At 39.8% G+C, this 15779-nt stretch carries 15 protein-coding genes and 1 riboswitch; of the genes, 7 read left to right on the forward strand and 8 right to left on the reverse strand.

Annotated features, from left to right (window positions below; all coding sequences use genetic code 11):
• Positions 1 to 2: 2 nt before the first annotated feature.
• The 6 genes from thiB to ompA all read right to left on the reverse strand — a co-directional run bounded on the left by thiB (position 3) and on the right by ompA (position 4669).
• A complete protein-coding gene (thiB, locus tag PNEUHYL_RS08170) occupies positions 3 to 1001 on the reverse strand; it encodes a thiamine ABC transporter substrate binding subunit (protein WP_059367000.1) in 999 nt (332 codons plus the stop codon).
• Between the two features lie 38 nt (positions 1002 to 1039).
• Positions 1040 to 1133, reverse strand: a riboswitch (TPP riboswitch).
• 114 nt (positions 1134 to 1247) lie between these two features.
• Positions 1248 to 1577, reverse strand: coding sequence for a Grx4 family monothiol glutaredoxin (grxD, locus tag PNEUHYL_RS08175; protein WP_059367002.1), 330 nt, complete (start codon positions 1575 to 1577; stop codon positions 1248 to 1250).
• Positions 1578 to 1661: 84 nt separating this feature from the next.
• Complete coding sequence (locus PNEUHYL_RS08180; RefSeq protein WP_018357029.1) at positions 1662 to 2462, reverse strand: TPM domain-containing protein; 801 nt, start codon at positions 2460 to 2462, stop codon at positions 1662 to 1664.
• Positions 2455 to 2904 carry a TPM domain-containing protein gene (locus PNEUHYL_RS08185; RefSeq protein WP_059367007.1) on the reverse strand — a complete coding sequence of 150 codons (450 nt, stop codon included), beginning with the start codon at positions 2902 to 2904 and terminating at the stop codon, positions 2455 to 2457. The genes PNEUHYL_RS08180 and PNEUHYL_RS08185 overlap by 8 nt, the downstream gene beginning before the upstream one ends.
• Positions 2905 to 2914: 10 nt before the next feature.
• On the reverse strand, positions 2915 to 3496 hold the full coding sequence (locus PNEUHYL_RS08190; protein ID WP_059367008.1) for a LemA family protein: 582 nt from the start codon (positions 3494 to 3496) through the stop codon (positions 2915 to 2917).
• Positions 3497 to 3607: 111 nt separating this feature from the next.
• A complete protein-coding gene (ompA, locus tag PNEUHYL_RS08195; RefSeq protein ID WP_059367013.1) occupies positions 3608 to 4669 on the reverse strand; it encodes a porin OmpA in 1062 nt (353 codons plus the stop codon).
• A gap of 404 nt (positions 4670 to 5073) precedes the next feature.
• On the opposite strand from ompA, the gene ydiJ reads away from it, so the two are divergent.
• From ydiJ to hemH, 3 genes are read left to right on the forward strand one after another with little or no spacing between them, the layout of a single operon-like run.
• Positions 5074 to 8166 carry a D-2-hydroxyglutarate dehydrogenase YdiJ gene (gene ydiJ / locus PNEUHYL_RS08200; protein ID WP_059367015.1) on the forward strand — a complete coding sequence of 1031 codons (3093 nt, stop codon included), beginning with the start codon at positions 5074 to 5076 and terminating at the stop codon, positions 8164 to 8166.
• Positions 8167 to 8221: 55 nt separating this feature from the next.
• Positions 8222 to 8638: a hotdog fold thioesterase gene (locus tag PNEUHYL_RS08205; RefSeq protein ID WP_059367018.1), complete on the forward strand. Its 417-nt coding sequence runs from the start codon at positions 8222 to 8224 to the stop codon at positions 8636 to 8638.
• Positions 8635 to 9603, forward strand: coding sequence for a ferrochelatase (gene hemH, locus PNEUHYL_RS08210; RefSeq protein ID WP_059367020.1), 969 nt, complete (start codon positions 8635 to 8637; stop codon positions 9601 to 9603). The genes PNEUHYL_RS08205 and hemH overlap by 4 nt, the downstream gene beginning before the upstream one ends.
• Positions 9604 to 9634: 31 nt before the next feature.
• Here the strand turns inward: hemH and selD are convergent, their stop codons facing one another.
• Entirely contained in the window at positions 9635 to 10678 is a 1044-nt protein-coding gene (gene selD, locus PNEUHYL_RS08215; RefSeq protein WP_077663971.1) for a selenide, water dikinase SelD, read from the reverse strand.
• Positions 10679 to 10794: 116 nt separating this feature from the next.
• Here selD and gntR point away from each other — a divergent pair, with 116 nt between their 5' ends.
• Positions 10795 to 11790, forward strand: coding sequence for a gluconate operon transcriptional repressor GntR (gene gntR / locus PNEUHYL_RS08220; protein ID WP_059367026.1), 996 nt, complete (start codon positions 10795 to 10797; stop codon positions 11788 to 11790).
• Positions 11791 to 11822: 32 nt separating this feature from the next.
• Here the strand turns inward: gntR and PNEUHYL_RS08225 are convergent, their stop codons facing one another.
• Positions 11823 to 12338, reverse strand: a complete 516-nt coding sequence (locus tag PNEUHYL_RS08225) for a gluconokinase (RefSeq protein ID WP_059367028.1) — start codon at positions 12336 to 12338, stop codon at positions 11823 to 11825.
• 230 nt (positions 12339 to 12568) lie between these two features.
• On the opposite strand from PNEUHYL_RS08225, the gene idnD reads away from it, so the two are divergent.
• From idnD to PNEUHYL_RS08240, 3 genes are read left to right on the forward strand one after another with little or no spacing between them, the layout of a single operon-like run.
• Positions 12569 to 13609, forward strand: a complete 1041-nt coding sequence (gene idnD / locus PNEUHYL_RS08230) for an L-idonate 5-dehydrogenase (protein ID WP_059367030.1) — start codon at positions 12569 to 12571, stop codon at positions 13607 to 13609.
• 13 nt (positions 13610 to 13622) lie between these two features.
• Positions 13623 to 14387 carry a gluconate 5-dehydrogenase gene (gene idnO / locus PNEUHYL_RS08235; RefSeq protein WP_059367035.1) on the forward strand — a complete coding sequence of 255 codons (765 nt, stop codon included), beginning with the start codon at positions 13623 to 13625 and terminating at the stop codon, positions 14385 to 14387.
• A gap of 29 nt (positions 14388 to 14416) precedes the next feature.
• Entirely contained in the window at positions 14417 to 15763 is a 1347-nt protein-coding gene (locus tag PNEUHYL_RS08240) for a GntP family permease (protein WP_059367039.1), read from the forward strand.
• Positions 15764 to 15779 lie beyond the last annotated feature (16 nt).

Genomic DNA, 15779 nt, shown 5'->3' on the forward strand with positions numbered 1-15779 from the left:
AACTATTTAGAAAGTGCTTTTTGCCACTGATTAATCCAAGTTTTTAATTGTTCTCCCGTGACTTTTGACGTATCCAGTACCGGCGTATTTTGAGTATGTTTTTTTAGCGCATCAATATGACTTTCGATAGGGCTATCAATGACCGGTAACATCACATTATTTTTCGCAATATCGGCTTGTGCTTCCGGTGAAATCAAATAATCAAGAAAGTGATCCGCGCAAGTATTATTACGGTTCGCCACTTTAGCAACGACTTCCACTTGTAATACGCCGCCCTCACTAAATTCCGTTGCCATATAATTATCTTTTTGCTCAGAAAGAATATGGTAAATTGGCGAGGTGTTTGTGCTTAACACGAGATCCCCCTCCCCCTTTAAGAATGCACCGTAGGCTTCTGTCCAACCTTTTGTAATCGTTACAGTGTGTTCTGATAAGGTTTTCCAGACATTTTGTGCTTCCGACTGCGGATAAAGGGTATTTACCCAAAGTAATAAACCGCGCCCGATACTACTGGTACGCGGATCTTGATATAGTACTTTTAGATCTTTACGCGCAATCAATTCTTTCAAACTTGTTGGTGGGTTAGTTAATTTATTTTTATCGTAAATAAAAGCATATTTTGCAAAATCAAAAGGCAAAAATGTGTGATCATCCCATTTTAGCGGCAATGCCAATTTACCAAGATCCACTTGGTTAGGTTCGAACATTGCTAATTTTTTGGCTTCATCAATTTGATGATTATCTAAACCTAATACCACATCCGCTTTAATTTTTTTTCCTTCTAAGCGTACACGATTAAACAAAGTACCATTATTATCAAAAGCAACATAATTTAACTGACACTGTGGAAATTGCTTTTCAAAGCCAGTTTTTACTTTCGGCCCGGCACTCCAATCGGCACTAAAAGAATCGTAAGTATAAACAGTGAGTGGTTGTGTAGCAGTTTGAGCAAATGCAGAAGCAGCAAAAAGTGCGGTTGAAATGAGGATTATTTTCTTCATTGTACTGTCCTTATAAAAATAGAAATGAAGAAACAGCCTAATGAAAAGAGTTAGTTTCCTACGCCAGCATTATCTGTTTCAGGTTCACGGGTATCTCTCAGCCAAACAATGTTAGCACCCCGACTAAGGGCTAAAAGTCTATATAAACTTTTTAAAATATACAAGCACCTTGAAACAAAACTGTTAGTTTGATCACAAAATTTAGACAAAATAAAACCCGCAATAAACGGGTTTTAGGATGGAAGATTACGCTTCTTGGTGCTTTGCTGCAACTTCGCTTAATAACGTTTGCAACTCACCTGCTTGATACATTTCCAGAATAATATCACAGCCGCCAATTAATTCACCCTCTACCCATAATTGTGGGAAAGTTGGCCAATTGGCGTAAGCAGGTAACTCAGCACGAATATCCGGATGCTGAAGAATATCCACATAACCAAAAGGTACTTTACAGTTCATTAATGCCTCTGATGCACGGGCGGAAAAACCACAAGAAGGCAATTTTGGTGAGCCTTTCATATAAATTAAAATTGGGTTTTCGCTGATTTGTTTTTTGATTTTGTCTAACGTTTCCATAATGTTCCCCATAAAAAACATAGGCGCGCATTCTAACATAAGTTAGAGGTATAACAAATTAGAACTTGAGTGATTATATCAGGTTTACCAACTTCCTCCGGCACCACCACCGCCGAATCCTCCGCCGCCAAAACCGCCCCCCGATGAGCCACCACCGCCGAATCCGCCTCCAAATCCTCCGCCGAAACCGGAACCGCCTCCACGACGACGGGATAATGTTGATTGACGGACAATTCGATTTAGCTGATCACGCTGATTTGGGCTGATATAAATTTCATCTTTATGATATTGATATTCACCAAACACCACAAAGGCAATAAACACCAGAGCCATAATGAAAGGAATGTATTTATCAAACTCGCTCTCTTCCGTCTGATAAGCACCGTACTCCCCTTGGCTTGCTGCAATAATATCATTCAGACCATCGTTAATACCCTGTGCATACTGACCTTGTTTGAATTGAGGTAAGATGGCATTGCGAATTACTTGTGATAAAAATGCATCGGGCAATATGCCTTCCAATCCCTGTCCTGTGGCAATAAATACCTTACGATCATTTTTGGCAATCAGCATCAAGACACCATTGTTCAGCTGCTTACGTCCAATTCCCCATTTATCGCCTAAGGCAAAAGTATAATCCGCGATTTCATATTCACCAGTAGTAGGAACAAGCACAACCGCGATTTGTGAGCTAGTCGCATTACTATAAGCTATTAGTTTATTTTCAAGAATTTGCCGTTGCTGCGGGGAAAGTGTATTCGTGTAATCATTCACATAATGGAACGGATTTGGCGTGGGCGGAAACTGCGCGGCAGAGACAAAAGCACCCCAAAAAACGAAGATAAAAACAACCGCACTTTTCAATATTTGTAAAAGTTTAGTCATGAATAATCACCTCGTTTGATAATTCATTTTTGTCATCCGGTTGAATAGGGAAATGAATTTTTAAGGTATCGGTAATATGCTCAATCGCCTCAACGAGGCCTTCTGTATAGGCTTTTTCTTTAAAGCGTGCAATCATTAAATCACATTGTTTTTGCCAATAAGCATCATCGACAAATTGATGAATTCCTTTATCACCAATAATGGCACAAAGATGATTTTTGTATCCAACATAAATTAATACTGCATTTTTTGCTGCCGTTTGATGCATATCAAGCTCACCAAAAATTTGTAATGCTCGCTCAATCGCCGATAATCCTTTTTCGGTTTTTGGTAATTTACGTTCAATATAAACCCGTAATTCTGCCGAACTTTGACTTTCAAGGCGAGCAATTGCCGCCTCTATTTGTTTTTTATCAACAGGGATTCTTGAAAGGAATTTCATCCGCTATGTCCTAGTTAAAATTCACTATTGGCGCATTTTCAGCACCTACTGAGGATTTAAAGTAAGGTTTTTCTTTAAAACCCAAAATCAACGCAGCAAATTTTGTTGGAAATTGACGCACTTTTTGGTTATACAATCGAGCTGCATCATTAAACTTATTACGGGCAACATTAATACGATTTTCTGTTCCTTCAAGTTGTGCTTGTAAATTCATAAAACCTTCATGCGCCTTTAATTGCGGATATTGTTCAACAGTAACAAGTAATCGGGATAATGCGGATCCTACTTGATTTTGCTCCTGCTGGAATTGATCAAGTTGTTCTTCCGTCATATTTGCAGGATCAATTTTAGTTTGTGTCGCTTTTGCTCTTGCTTCAATCACATTCGTTAAGGTTTGCTGTTCAAAATTCGCTTGCCCTTTCACTGTATTTACTAAATTTGGAATGAGATCCGCACGGCGTTGATAAGAAGATTCTACGTTTGCCCACACAGAATCAATTTCTTCTTCCGCTTTAACTAAACCGTTATAACTAGACATTAAAGTAAATCCTGCCACGATAACAACAAGGATAATAACAAGCCATTTTTTCATAATAATGTTCCTATTAATAAAATTAACAAAATTCTTCTTACTAAAAGAAAAGACCTAAACCGAAGTTTAGGCCTTTTTCTATTTAATCCATCAACGGATAACTAAATGAAATTATTTAGTACCGTTAACTGCGATTTCAACGCGACGATCTGGTGCTAAGCAAGCGATAAGTGCTTTACGACCTTTAACCGCGTCACAAGTTGCACCAGTAACAGGATTCGCTTCACCGTAACCAGTTGCAGTGATGTCTTGCGCTGCAACACCTTTAGCAACTAAGTAGTTAGCTACAGAATCTGCACGACGTTGTGATAATTTTAAGTTTGCTGCATCTTTACCGATACGGTCTGTGTAACCAGCAACTGCTACTTTAGCGCTATTTACTTGTGCGATTTCACCATAGATACCGTCTAAAGTTGCTTGTGCTTGTGGTTTTAAGTTTGCTTTACCGAAAGCGAAAGTAACATCAGAATTTAAGTTGAAAGTTCTGCTTACAACTTCAGGCGCAACAACCGGAGCACCTTGACCGAAACGGTAAGATAAACCTGCAGTTACAGAACCGATCCACGGAGTATAGTCTGCATCTTCTGCAATTTTGTTATCTTTACCAACAGAAGTTAACCATTGGTATTCAACACGCAATGCTAACTCTGGTAATGAAGGTAATGCATACTCAACACCTGCTGCAAATACCGGAGACACTTTTAAGCTGTGAGCACGAGTACCCCAAACGCTATCTTCCTCTGCAACACCTTTAGCATTTTTATAGTCTGAACGAACTAATGCTGCACCAGCACGACCATAAAGATCTAAGCCTTCTAACACTTCATAGCTTCCTTTTAAGCTTAAGTGTGCACCGTGGTTAGTGTGTTTTGAAACAACTTTTTCGCCTTTAGAGAATTTAGCACGACCAAAATCATCATAACCTAATTCTACCGCTAAACCTAAGTTGTCACGGTTTAAAACTTGGTAACCACCAAAAACACCGTAAGTTACAGAGTTACGGTTAACACCAAAACCGTTTCCATATTTTGAGTCGAATTGTTTTAAACCATCATGGAAAGATGCCCAACCTGCTTTAGCACCAACATAGAAAGTATTTTCTTGTGGAGCTGCCTGAGCTACTGAAGTTGCTGCTAAACCAGCTACTACTAATGCGATTGCAGTTTTTTTCATTTTGATGTCCTCTATTTAGTCATCGATTGATAAAAATAAGAAAAGTTTCCTCGTCTATCGTGAACTTTATAAAATAAGTAACACTCTAAACATTTGCTTAACTAGGGTTTTGAATTTGCCCTATATCTATCCTTTTGACAAATTCAATTCCTTTGTATCGCCAAAGGAACGTTCAAAAGTAGGATTATTATCCTATAAAAAACTCAAAGATCAAACTTTTTTTGTCATTTTTGTTTATTTATTAAACAATCAATGCAATAAATGAATTCTTGTTCAGTAATAATCTAGTCTATTTTCCCTTGCTTTTCCCCTTTTTATACTAGGTTCCTGCTGTAAAAATCGACATTCTTTTTTACATCATATATCATCGCTCTATTCTTTTTTCCTATTTTACGAATGATACTATGCTACCTCGTCTTTCCAACACGCCACAACTTGATAAAAGCGTTCAACGTTACCTTGTAGAGCTAAAAAAACAACATTTTGAAGGGGATATTGCGACAGATTATGCCGATAGACTAAGCCTTGCTACGGATAACAGTGTCTATCAGTATCTGCCTCAAGCTATATTGTTCCCAAAAACAGTGGCGGATGTCGTACGTATCACAAAATTGGCGAATCTCCCCGACTTTCAATCGCTCACTTTTACCCCCCGAGGCGGTGGAACAGGCACTAACGGGCAAGCACTCAATCACAATATTATTGTAGATATGTCCCGTTACATGACCGCTATTTTGGAGCTAAATGTCGAAGAACGCTGGGTTCGGGTACAAGCAGGCGTAGTAAAAGATCAACTTAATCAATTTTTAAAACCGTACGGCTTATTTTTTGCTCCCGAACTTTCCACCAGCAACCGTGCGACCTTGGGCGGAATGATTAATACCGACGCTTCCGGACAAGGTTCACTGCAATACGGAAAAACATCCACTCACGTACTAGCACTACGTAGCGTCTTAATAAATGGAGAAATTCTTGATACAAGTGCGGTCAAATCCCAGGCAGTTTTCGATCATATTGACACTCTTGGTTTAAATGAAACGGCCAAAACACTTCACCAAACTATCGCACAACGTTGTAAAGAAAAACGCAATAGTATTGTAAAGGATTTACCACAACTTAATCGTTTTTTGACCGGTTATGATTTAAAAAATGTCTTTAGCGACGATGAAACCGAATTTAATCTCACCCGCTTGCTTACCGGTTCCGAAGGCTCTCTTGCCTTTATTTGCGAAGCAAAACTTAATTTATTACCGATTCCACAATATCGTATCCTTATTAATATAAAGTATAGTTCTTTCGATGCTGCGTTACGCAATGCGCCTTTTATGGTGAAAGCGAATGCCCTTTCTGTCGAAACGGTGGATTCCAACGTACTGAATCTTGCCAAACAAGACATTATTTGGCACTCGGTAAGCGAACTTTTAACGGAAGAAGAAAATAACCCGATTCTTGGCTTAAATATCGTGGAATACGCCGGTAATAATAAAGAAAAAATTCATCGCCAAGTGACCGCACTTTGCCAAGCATTAGATGAAAAAATAGCCGAGCAAAAAGATCATATTATCGGCTATCAAGTCTGTACCGACTTACCGTCCATTGAACGTATTTATGCAATGCGTAAAAAAGCGGTCGGTTTGCTTGGCAATGCTAAAGGCAGTGCAAAACCGATTCCTTTTGTGGAAGATACCTGTGTCCCCCCGGAACATCTTGCCGATTACATCACGGAATTTCGAGCCCTATTAGACAGTCATAACCTACAATATGGTATGTTCGGTCATGTGGATGCGGGTGTATTACACGTTCGCCCGGCATTAGATTTATGCGATAAAGCACAAGTCAAACTTTTCAAAGGAATTTCTGATGAAGTGGCAGAACTCACCGTTAAATACGGCGGTTTATTGTGGGGTGAACACGGCAAAGGCGTACGTTCACATTATGGTGAAAAATTCTTCACGCCGGAACTCTGGAATGAACTCCGCTATATAAAATCCCTCTTTGATCCCCATAATCGCCTAAACCCCGGTAAAATCTGCACGCCTTTAGGTTCTGAAGATGAACTTTATGCCATTTTATCCCCTATGCGCGCCGACTATGATCGTCAAATCCCGATTCAAATACGCGATGAATTTAAAGGGGCAATGAACTGCAACGGCAATGGCTTATGCTTTAATTTTGATAAACACAGCATTATGTGCCCTTCCATGAAAGTGAGCAAAAATCGTGTTTTTTCCCCAAAAGGGCGTGCCGCAATGGTACGCGAATGGCTCCGCTTACTCGCCAATGAAAATATCACACCGGATAAGTTAGATTTCAAAAAAACCGAAACAAAACTGACCGCACTTGTAGCCCGTCTGCGCCATAGCATACAAAAATGGCGGGGAGATTATGATTTTTCCCACGAAGTAAAAGCGGCGATGGATACCTGTCTCGCCTGTAAAGCCTGTGCCAGCCAATGTCCGATAAAAATTGACGTACCAAGTTTTCGTGCAAAATTTTTCCATTTTTACCACAGTCGCTATTTACGCCCCGTAAAAGATCATCTTGTAGCAAATTTAGAATTTGCCGCTCCTTATATGGCAAAACAGACTAAATTCTTCAATTATTTTACAAAATTAAAGACAACCCAACGATTAGCGGAGAAAGTTATCGGCATGACGGATTTGCCGCTACTTTCTACACCGAATTTACAACAACAGCTCGTAGAAATTGGCTATCATGGCAAATCGTTAGAAGAATTAGAGCGTTTAAGCACAATAGAAAAAGAAAAAATGTTATTCATTGTGCAAGATCCTTACACCTCTTATTACGATGCCAAAGTCGTGCGGGATTTTGTGGCTCTCACACAAAAATTAGGCTTTAAACCGATCATTCTGCCCTTCAAACCAAACGGCAAAGCACTACATGTAAAAGGCTTCTTAAACCGTTTTGCCAAAACTGCCAAAAATCAGGCGGAATTACTTAACCGTGTTGCCAAATTGGGGGTACCACTGGTGGGGGTCGATCCGGCTATTGTGCTTTCCTACCGTGATGAATATAAAGAAGCATTACAGGAAAAACGCGGTGATTTTCATGTGCTTACTGCTCACGAATGGTTAAAAATACAACTTCATTCTGCCAATTTAAATTCCCGATTGGAAAATGCACCGATTTCTGACCGCACTTTCCACTGGCATTTCTTTCCCCATTGTACGGAAGCCACATTTATGCCGAACAGCCCAAAAGAATGGCAACAAATTTTTGAAAAATTCGGGCAACCATTAACGGTAGAAAAAGTGGGCTGCTGCGGTATGGCAGGCGTGTTCGGACATGAAGTGCAAAATCAAACCATGAGCCGTGAAATTTACGATATTTCATGGGGCAAAAAACTCCACGGAAAAGATCCGCACTTTTGCTTAGCAACCGGTTACTCCTGCCGCAGCCAGGTAAAACGCTATGAAAATGTTACCTTAAAACATCCGATACAAGCATTGTTGGAAGTATTAAGCGGGCAAAAATAGTTTCAATTTCTTATCCCTCTTTATGACAAGAGGGATTTTACATTAAGGACAATAAATGATCTGGAAAAAACCATTTACGCTTTCACAACTCAACGAAATGGGTAAAAACTGTGCCGTTGAACATCTTGGGATTGAAATTTCTGCTTTTGGTGAGAATTGGCTTGAGGCGACAATGCCGGTGGATCACCGCACAACACAGCCTTTTGGTCTATTACATGGGGGGATTTCTGTTGCTCTGGCGGAAACTGTCGGCTCGCTTGCCGGATTGCTTTGTGTCGAGGAAGGTAAAGCCGCTGTGGGACTGGATATTAGCTCAAATCACCTTCGTCCGGTACGCCAAGGAAAAGTGACAGCAAAGGCTACGCCTATCAATTTAAGTAAAAATATCCATGTTTGGCAAATTGACATCCGCAACGATCAGGATAAACTTTGCCACGTTTCACGATTAACCCTTTCTATTATAGATTTATGACAAAAACAAAAAAAATCGGTGTTATTTTAGCTAATCTAGGAACACCGGCCCAACCCACTCCTTCGGCAATCTCCCGTTATTTATGGGAATTTTTAAGCGATCCGCGCGTGGTCGATTTACCCTCTTGGAAATGGTTACCTTTACTTAAAACCGTAATTCTTCCTTTACGTTCCAAACGCATTGCTAAAAATTATCAAGCGATTTGGACAGAACAGGGGTCACCGTTGCTGGCTATTACAAAACAACAGCAAAAAGCCTTACAAGCCTATTTTGATGCCCAAGATATGGATATACAGGTAGAAATTGCTATGACATACGGCAATCCTTCTATGCAAAGTGCGGTTGATAAATTACTTGAAAATCAGCTGGAAAAAATTATTGTGTTGCCGCTTTATCCACAGTATTCCAGTACCACAACCGGCGCACTATTTGATGCTTTCGCGAGAGCATTAAAGAACACGCGAAATATTGTTCCTTTTGAATTTATTCACTCTTATCATTTAGATGAAAACTACATCAATGCGTTAGTTGAATCCATTAAAGTGCGGTTAAAACCTGACGAGTTTTTATTATTTTCGTATCACGGTATTCCGCTACGTTACGAAAATATGGGCGATTACTATCGACAACATTGTAAGGAAACAACCATTGCCGTGGCGGATAAACTCGGTTTAACGGAAAATCAATGGAATATGAGCTTTCAATCTCACTTTGGACGTGAAGAATGGTTACAGCCCTACACCGATAAATTCTTGGAATCCGCCAGTATGCAAGGCATTCAAAAAGTTGCGGTCGTCTGCCCTAATTTTTCTGCGGACTGCTTAGAAACCATTGAAGAAATTGATGAAGAAAATCGTGCAAACTTTCTCAATCACGGCGGGCAATCTTATCAATATATTCCGTCTCTCAATGCCGAACCGGCACATATTGCAATGATGGGGAATTTGATTTTACAACGAATCTAACGAAAAGCGTGGAATGAATACCACGCTTTTTTTAATCCACTTCGACAAAGATTGGGCTTTCCGCTTCTCTTGATTTCAATACGCCCACTTCATAAACTTCAATACCGGCGTGTTGTGCAATCGCCAATATTTCTTTTTCACTTTCCGGTTTCACTGCAACTAACAACCCACCGGAAGTTTGCGGATCACATAATACGGCTTTTTGGTAATCCGTTAATCTAGCTATTTTATGCCCATAACTGTCATAATTACGTGTCGTACCACCCGGTACACAACCTTCCGAGATATATTCCGATACGCCCTCAAGAGTAGGAATTTTATCGAAAAACAGCTCGGCATTTAGATTTGAGCCTTCACAAATTTCAAGTAGATGCCCAAGTAAACCAAAACCCGTTACATCCGTCATTGCGGTTACACCGTCCACTTCGGAAAATTGGCTACCGATAATATTCATTTGGCACATTGCGGCAGTTGCCAAACCTTGATGTTCGGGTTTTAACTTGCCTTTTTTCTCCGCCGTAGTCAGTACCCCAATCCCCAAAGGTTTAGTTAAATACAGTTTACAGCCGGCTTGAGCCGAAGCATTTCGTTTCACTTTTTCAGTACTAATCACGCCGGTTACCGCCAAACCAAAAATAGGTTCCGACGCATCAATAGAATGGCCGCCGGCAAGAGAGATACCGGCTTGATGACAGGCAAATCGCCCCCCCTCCACAATTTTTTGCGCAACTTCTGCCGGTAGCTTATTTATTGGGAAACCTAAAATCGCAATCGCCATAATTGGCTTACCGCCCATAGCAAAAATATCACTAATGGCATTGGTTGCCGCAATACGACCAAAATCAAAGGCATCATCCACAATAGGCATAAAGAAATCTGTGGTACTGATAATCGCAGTACCATTTCCCAAATCATACACCGCCGCATCATCTGCCGTATCATTGCCGACCAATAAATGCGGATCGACAAAATGTTCAAGTTGCGTTTGTAAAATTGTCCCTAACACCTTAGGCGAAATTTTACAGCCTCAACCGGCACCGTGACTGTATTGTGTTAAACGAATTTCGTCCACTATAGCCTTTCCTCATAATAAATTGATGGCAAATTATACCTTTTTTCACACAAAAGTGCGGTCAAAAAATCAAATGTTTTTGCTATACTTTCGCAATACATTATTCAATCTGACTTTTAATGAAACATAAACGCCCCACCTTACAAGATATTGCGACTCACCTTGGTATCACCAAAATGACGGTAAGCCGTTATCTGCGTAATCCCGATTCTGTCGCACAAGAAACCCAAACCCGAATTGCGGCGGCGATTGAGCAGTTTGGTTATATTCCCAACCGAGCCCCGGAAATTCTCTCAAATGCCAAGAGTAAAGCCATTGGCGTACTGCTTCCTTCACTAACCAACCATGTTTTTGCCGATGTACTAAAAGGGATTGAGCTCGTCCTCGACCAAGCCGGTTACCAAACTATGCTGGCACATTACGGTTATAGTGTTAAAAAGGAAGAAGAACGCATTGAAAGTTTGCTTTCGTATAATGTGGACGGGCTGATTTTGTCGGAAAATTACCATTCTTTGCGAACCCTCAAAATGATTGAAGTAGCAAATATTCCGGTGATTGAAATTATGGACAGCACACAGCCCGGTATTCAGCAAGTGATTGGATTTGATAATGTTGCTGCGGCACAAGCCATGGTGGAAACCATGATTAAACGCGGGCATAACCATGTAGTCTATTTTACCGCCCGAATGGATAAACGTACCCAGCTAAAAATGCAGGGGTATGAACAAGCGATGAAAAAATATGGGCTTGAACCCTATAGTTTAATCACCGAAGAACCCTCATCCTTCACCTTAGGCGGAAAACAGCTTCGTCAAATTCTCGAAAAACGCCCAGAAACCAATGGTATATTTTGTACAAATGACGATTTAGCCATTGGCGCATTATTCGAATGCCAACGCTTAGGTATTAATATTCCTACGCAAATTGCTATTGCCGGATTTCACGGACATGACGTGGGCTTTTCCGTTAGCCCCCAACTGGCAACAGTCATCACACCTCGTTTGGAAATTGCTAAAACGGCAGCCCTAGAACTCTTAGCCCGATTGAATAATGAACCTCTCACCGAAAAAATGATCGATCTTGGATTTCATATTCATCTTGGCGAGAGTATGTAAAAGTGCGGTCAATTTTAACCGCACTTTCATCGTCAAAATAACGGTTTCAGTGCGTTAATACAACGTTGTACGACTTCCTCAAAGCTACCGTCAATATCAATATGAATCACATCCGGCTCATCTTCTCCCGGAACTTCAAGGGTATCGAATTGGCTTTTTAACATCTCCGTTTTCATATAATGCCCTTTGCGTTGCTTCATACGCTCAAGCACTAAATCAAATGATCCTTCCAGAAATAAAAATTTGACTCCCTCGTTACCTTCACGAATCAAATCCCGATACGTTTTCTTCAATGCCGAACAAACAATAATACCAATCTCACTTTTGTGTTCAAGGCTGAATGCGGCATCGCGAATGCGCTCAAGCCAAGGGGCACGATCATGATCATCGAGCGGCTGCCCGTTCCCCATTTTAATAATATTCGCACGCGGATGAAGATCATCACCATCAATCAATTTAATCCCTAAACGGTGGGCAATTTCTGTTCCAACGGAAGTTTTACCGGTACTTGAAACGCCCATAAGGATGAAACTTTTTCCTTTACTCATAACATACCTCACAAATATTTTTCTTAATCATATAAGAATTTTGATGAATTGTTACTTGTAACATTTTATTTTGTGACAAACATCACAGAAATTCTATATTTTCATACTTATTTACAGACAATTATCACAATTTCTTTGAAGTCGATCACATTTCTGAAAAAAGTACCTTTACCAAAGTGTGATAAGTAGATATGTTACCAGTAACATATCTATGTGTAAAAGGAGAAAATATGAAAATTAAAACTTTATCCTGTGTAGTTAAAAGTGCAGAAAATGTAGAAATTATTGAACAAAATGTGCAATACGATGATAACGATCAACATCAAACACTTATCCAGATCGCTCGAGGAGGAATATGCGGCTCTGATTTACATTATTATCAACACGGAAAAGTTGGAAATTTTGCAGTAAAACACCCCATGATTTTAGGACATGAGGTGATTGGTAGAATCGTAAAAACAAACGGCTCAAATTTACACATAAATCAAAAAGTAGCAATAAATCCAAGTAAACCATGCCACCGTTGTAAATATTGTTTATCGGGAGAAATTAATCAATGTGAAACCATGCGTTTCTTCGGGAGCGCTATGTATAACCCTCACGTAGATGGCGGATTTACACAATATAAAATTGTTGATAACTCTCAATGTATTACTTATCCGGAGGATGTTGATGATGAAACTATGGTTTTTGCAGAACCTCTTGCTGTAGCTATTCATGCCGCCAAACAAGGAGGAGATCTTAAAGGGAAACGTGTATTTATTTCCGGTGTGGGTCCAATCGGTTGCTTAGTTGTCGCTTCAGTAAAGGCATTAGGTGCACAAGAAATCATTTGTACAGATATTAGTCAGCGTTGCTTAAATTTAGCCTTAGAAATGGGGGCAACGAAAGTACTTCATGCTAATGATGATTTTTCAGAATATGCGCAACACAAAGGTGAATTTGATGTGTCTTTTGAAGCCTCAGGTCATCCTTCTTCAATTGAGCGTTGTTTAGAAGTGACTAAAGCAAAAGGCACAATTGTACAAATTGGTATGGGGGGCAACCTCCCTAACTTTCCATTAATGACATTGATTGCTAAGGAAATTAATTGGAAAGGTTCATTCCGTTTTATTGAAGAATTTAATACGGCAGTCAATTGGCTGGCAACCGGTAAAGTTAATCCATTACCGCTACTTTCCGCTAAATTTTCATTTAAGCATTTCGAAGATGCACTAAAAACGGCAGGAAACAAAAATGACATTTCAAAAGTACAAATAATATTCTCGTAGAGGAAAAATCATTATGGAAAACTTCTTTTCAGTAAAAAATAAAAATATTTTAATTACGGGATCCACTCGAGGCATTGGATATTTACTAGCAAAGGGGCTCGCCGGACAAGGTGCCAAAATTATCATTCACGGTACAAAACAAGAAAACGTTGAAAAAATAGCCAAAGAATTCAATGACAACGGGTTTATTGCTTATCCCGTTTCTTTTGATGTGACAAATACTGCCGCAGTTCATACAGCCATTGACTATATTGAACAAAATATCGGCCCAATAGATGTATTAATTAATAATGCAGGTATTCAGCGTCGCTATCCGTTTTGTGAATTTCCTGAACAAGACTTTGACGATATTATTCAAGTCAATCAAAAAGCTGTTTTTATTATTTCACAAGCCGTCGCTCGATATATGGTACAGCGTGAAAAAGGAAAAATTATTAATATAGGTTCAATGCAAAGTGAATTAGGACGGGACACCATTACACCATACGCAGCCTCAAAAGGTGCGGTAAAAATGCTGACAAGAGGAATGTGTGTTGAGCTTGCTCGTTATAATATTCAAGTGAATGCTATCGCTCCGGGATATTTTCAAACAGAATTGACAAAACCGTTGGTAGAAAATAAAGAATTCACAGAATGGTTATGTAAAAGAACACCGGCTGCACGTTGGGGAGAGCCGGAAGAATTAATTGGGGCCGCTATATTTCTTTCGTCAAAAGCATCTGATTTTGTTAATGGGCATTTGCTATTTGTTGATGGCGGAATGCTTGCAGCTGTTTAGGTTATTACATCAAATAAGGTAAATAAATTATGCTAATTTTCATCCTTGTCGCCTCAATAGCAGTTTTATTGCTATTAATTATTAAATTTAATGTCCATGCATTCGTTGCCTTAACAATTGTTAGTTTACTTACCGCAATCGCAACAGGCATTCCCGTAGATAAAATATTGCCAACTCTTCTCACCGGTTTTGGAAATACCCTTGCTTCAGTGGCGCTATTAGTCGGGCTTGGAGCAATGATCGGACGACTACTTGAAATAACCGGTGGTGCAAAAGTATTAGCCGATACACTCATCAATAAATTTGGAGAAAAAAGAGCACCTTTTGCTTTAGGTATAGCTTCTCTCTTATTTGGTTTCCCGATCTTCTTTGATGCCGGTTTAGTTGTGATGCTTCCTATAATATTTAGTGTTGCAAAACAATTTGGCGGTTCTCTATTTAAATATGCTTTTCCTGCTGCTGGTGCCTTTGCTGTCACTCATGCTTTCCTTCCACCACATCCTGGTCCGGTTGCCTCCGGTGAACTGCTCGGCGCAAACATCGGTTTACTAACAATCATTGCAGTAGTTGTAGCTATTCCGACATGGTACTTTGCCGCTTATCTATATGGCACATATTTAGGTAAAAAATTTCATCTGGATCTACCAAAATCATTTTTAAATGTCACACCAATAAATGAAACGGCTTTAACCCCTCCGAGTTTTAAAAAAGTACTTTTCATTCTATTACTCCCATTATGTTTAATCATGTTAGATACCGTCTTATATACGCTTACCGTAGCAAAAATGGTTGATGGATCTTCATTATTAGTACAAAGTTTGCGCTTATTAGGAAAAACCCCAATCGCATTATTAATTACATTACTTGTCTCAATTGCTTTACTCAAAGAACAAAGAAGTTACGAACAAATTGAAAAAATCTGTGATAATGCACTTGGTCCGATTTGTGCGATCGTTTTAGTCACCGGAGCCGGCGGGATGTTCGGTGGTGTTTTACGAGCCAGTGGTATCGGCGATCAATTAGCCTCTATGTTATCTGATACAGGAATGCCTATTATTGTTGCGGCATTTGTTATATCAACAGCATTACGTGTAGCACAGGGCTCCGCTACCGTTGCCATCACAACAACATCTGCTTTAATTGCCCCAACTGTCGCAGCAACAACGGGACTCAGCCAATTTGATCTTTGTTTCATTGTTATTTCAATTGCCTCCGGAGCGACAGTCTTAGCACATGTAAATGACAGCGGATTTTGGTTGGTTAGCCGCTTTTTAGAAATAGATACAAAGACGATGTTTAAAACTTGGACGGTTCAAGAAACGTTAATTGGCTTGGTTGGCTTCATTATCTCACTAATCGGCAGTATCATTCTCTAGACCAAAAGCACAGTCA

The sequence above is a fragment of the Rodentibacter caecimuris genome (assembly GCF_001019715.1).
Lineage (GTDB): Bacteria > Pseudomonadota > Gammaproteobacteria > Enterobacterales > Pasteurellaceae > Rodentibacter > Rodentibacter caecimuris.

What these genes read in the sequence shown, in the direction of transcription:
- hemH (WP_059367020.1), top strand. Translation starts at nt 8,635, where the DNA reads ATGACAAAAACAAAAAAAATCGGTGTTATTTTAGCTAATCTAGGAACA.
- ompA (WP_059367013.1), bottom strand. Translation starts at nt 4,669, where the DNA reads ATGAAAAAAACTGCAATCGCATTAGTAGTAGCTGGTTTAGCAGCAACT.
- PNEUHYL_RS08190 (WP_059367008.1), bottom strand. Translation starts at nt 3,496, where the DNA reads ATGAAAAAATGGCTTGTTATTATCCTTGTTGTTATCGTGGCAGGATTT.
- PNEUHYL_RS08205 (WP_059367018.1), top strand. Translation starts at nt 8,222, where the DNA reads ATGATCTGGAAAAAACCATTTACGCTTTCACAACTCAACGAAATGGGT.
- grxD (WP_059367002.1), bottom strand. Translation starts at nt 1,577, where the DNA reads ATGGAAACGTTAGACAAAATCAAAAAACAAATCAGCGAAAACCCAATT.
- ydiJ (WP_059367015.1), top strand. Translation starts at nt 5,074, where the DNA reads ATGCTACCTCGTCTTTCCAACACGCCACAACTTGATAAAAGCGTTCAA.
- PNEUHYL_RS08240 (WP_059367039.1), top strand. Translation starts at nt 14,417, where the DNA reads ATGCTAATTTTCATCCTTGTCGCCTCAATAGCAGTTTTATTGCTATTA.
- idnD (WP_059367030.1), top strand. Translation starts at nt 12,569, where the DNA reads ATGAAAATTAAAACTTTATCCTGTGTAGTTAAAAGTGCAGAAAATGTA.
- gntR (WP_059367026.1), top strand. Translation starts at nt 10,795, where the DNA reads ATGAAACATAAACGCCCCACCTTACAAGATATTGCGACTCACCTTGGT.
- PNEUHYL_RS08185 (WP_059367007.1), bottom strand. Translation starts at nt 2,904, where the DNA reads ATGAAATTCCTTTCAAGAATCCCTGTTGATAAAAAACAAATAGAGGCG.
- idnO (WP_059367035.1), top strand. Translation starts at nt 13,623, where the DNA reads ATGGAAAACTTCTTTTCAGTAAAAAATAAAAATATTTTAATTACGGGA.
- PNEUHYL_RS08225 (WP_059367028.1), bottom strand. Translation starts at nt 12,338, where the DNA reads ATGAGTAAAGGAAAAAGTTTCATCCTTATGGGCGTTTCAAGTACCGGT.
- PNEUHYL_RS08180 (WP_018357029.1), bottom strand. Translation starts at nt 2,462, where the DNA reads ATGACTAAACTTTTACAAATATTGAAAAGTGCGGTTGTTTTTATCTTC.
- thiB (WP_059367000.1), bottom strand. Translation starts at nt 1,001, where the DNA reads ATGAAGAAAATAATCCTCATTTCAACCGCACTTTTTGCTGCTTCTGCA.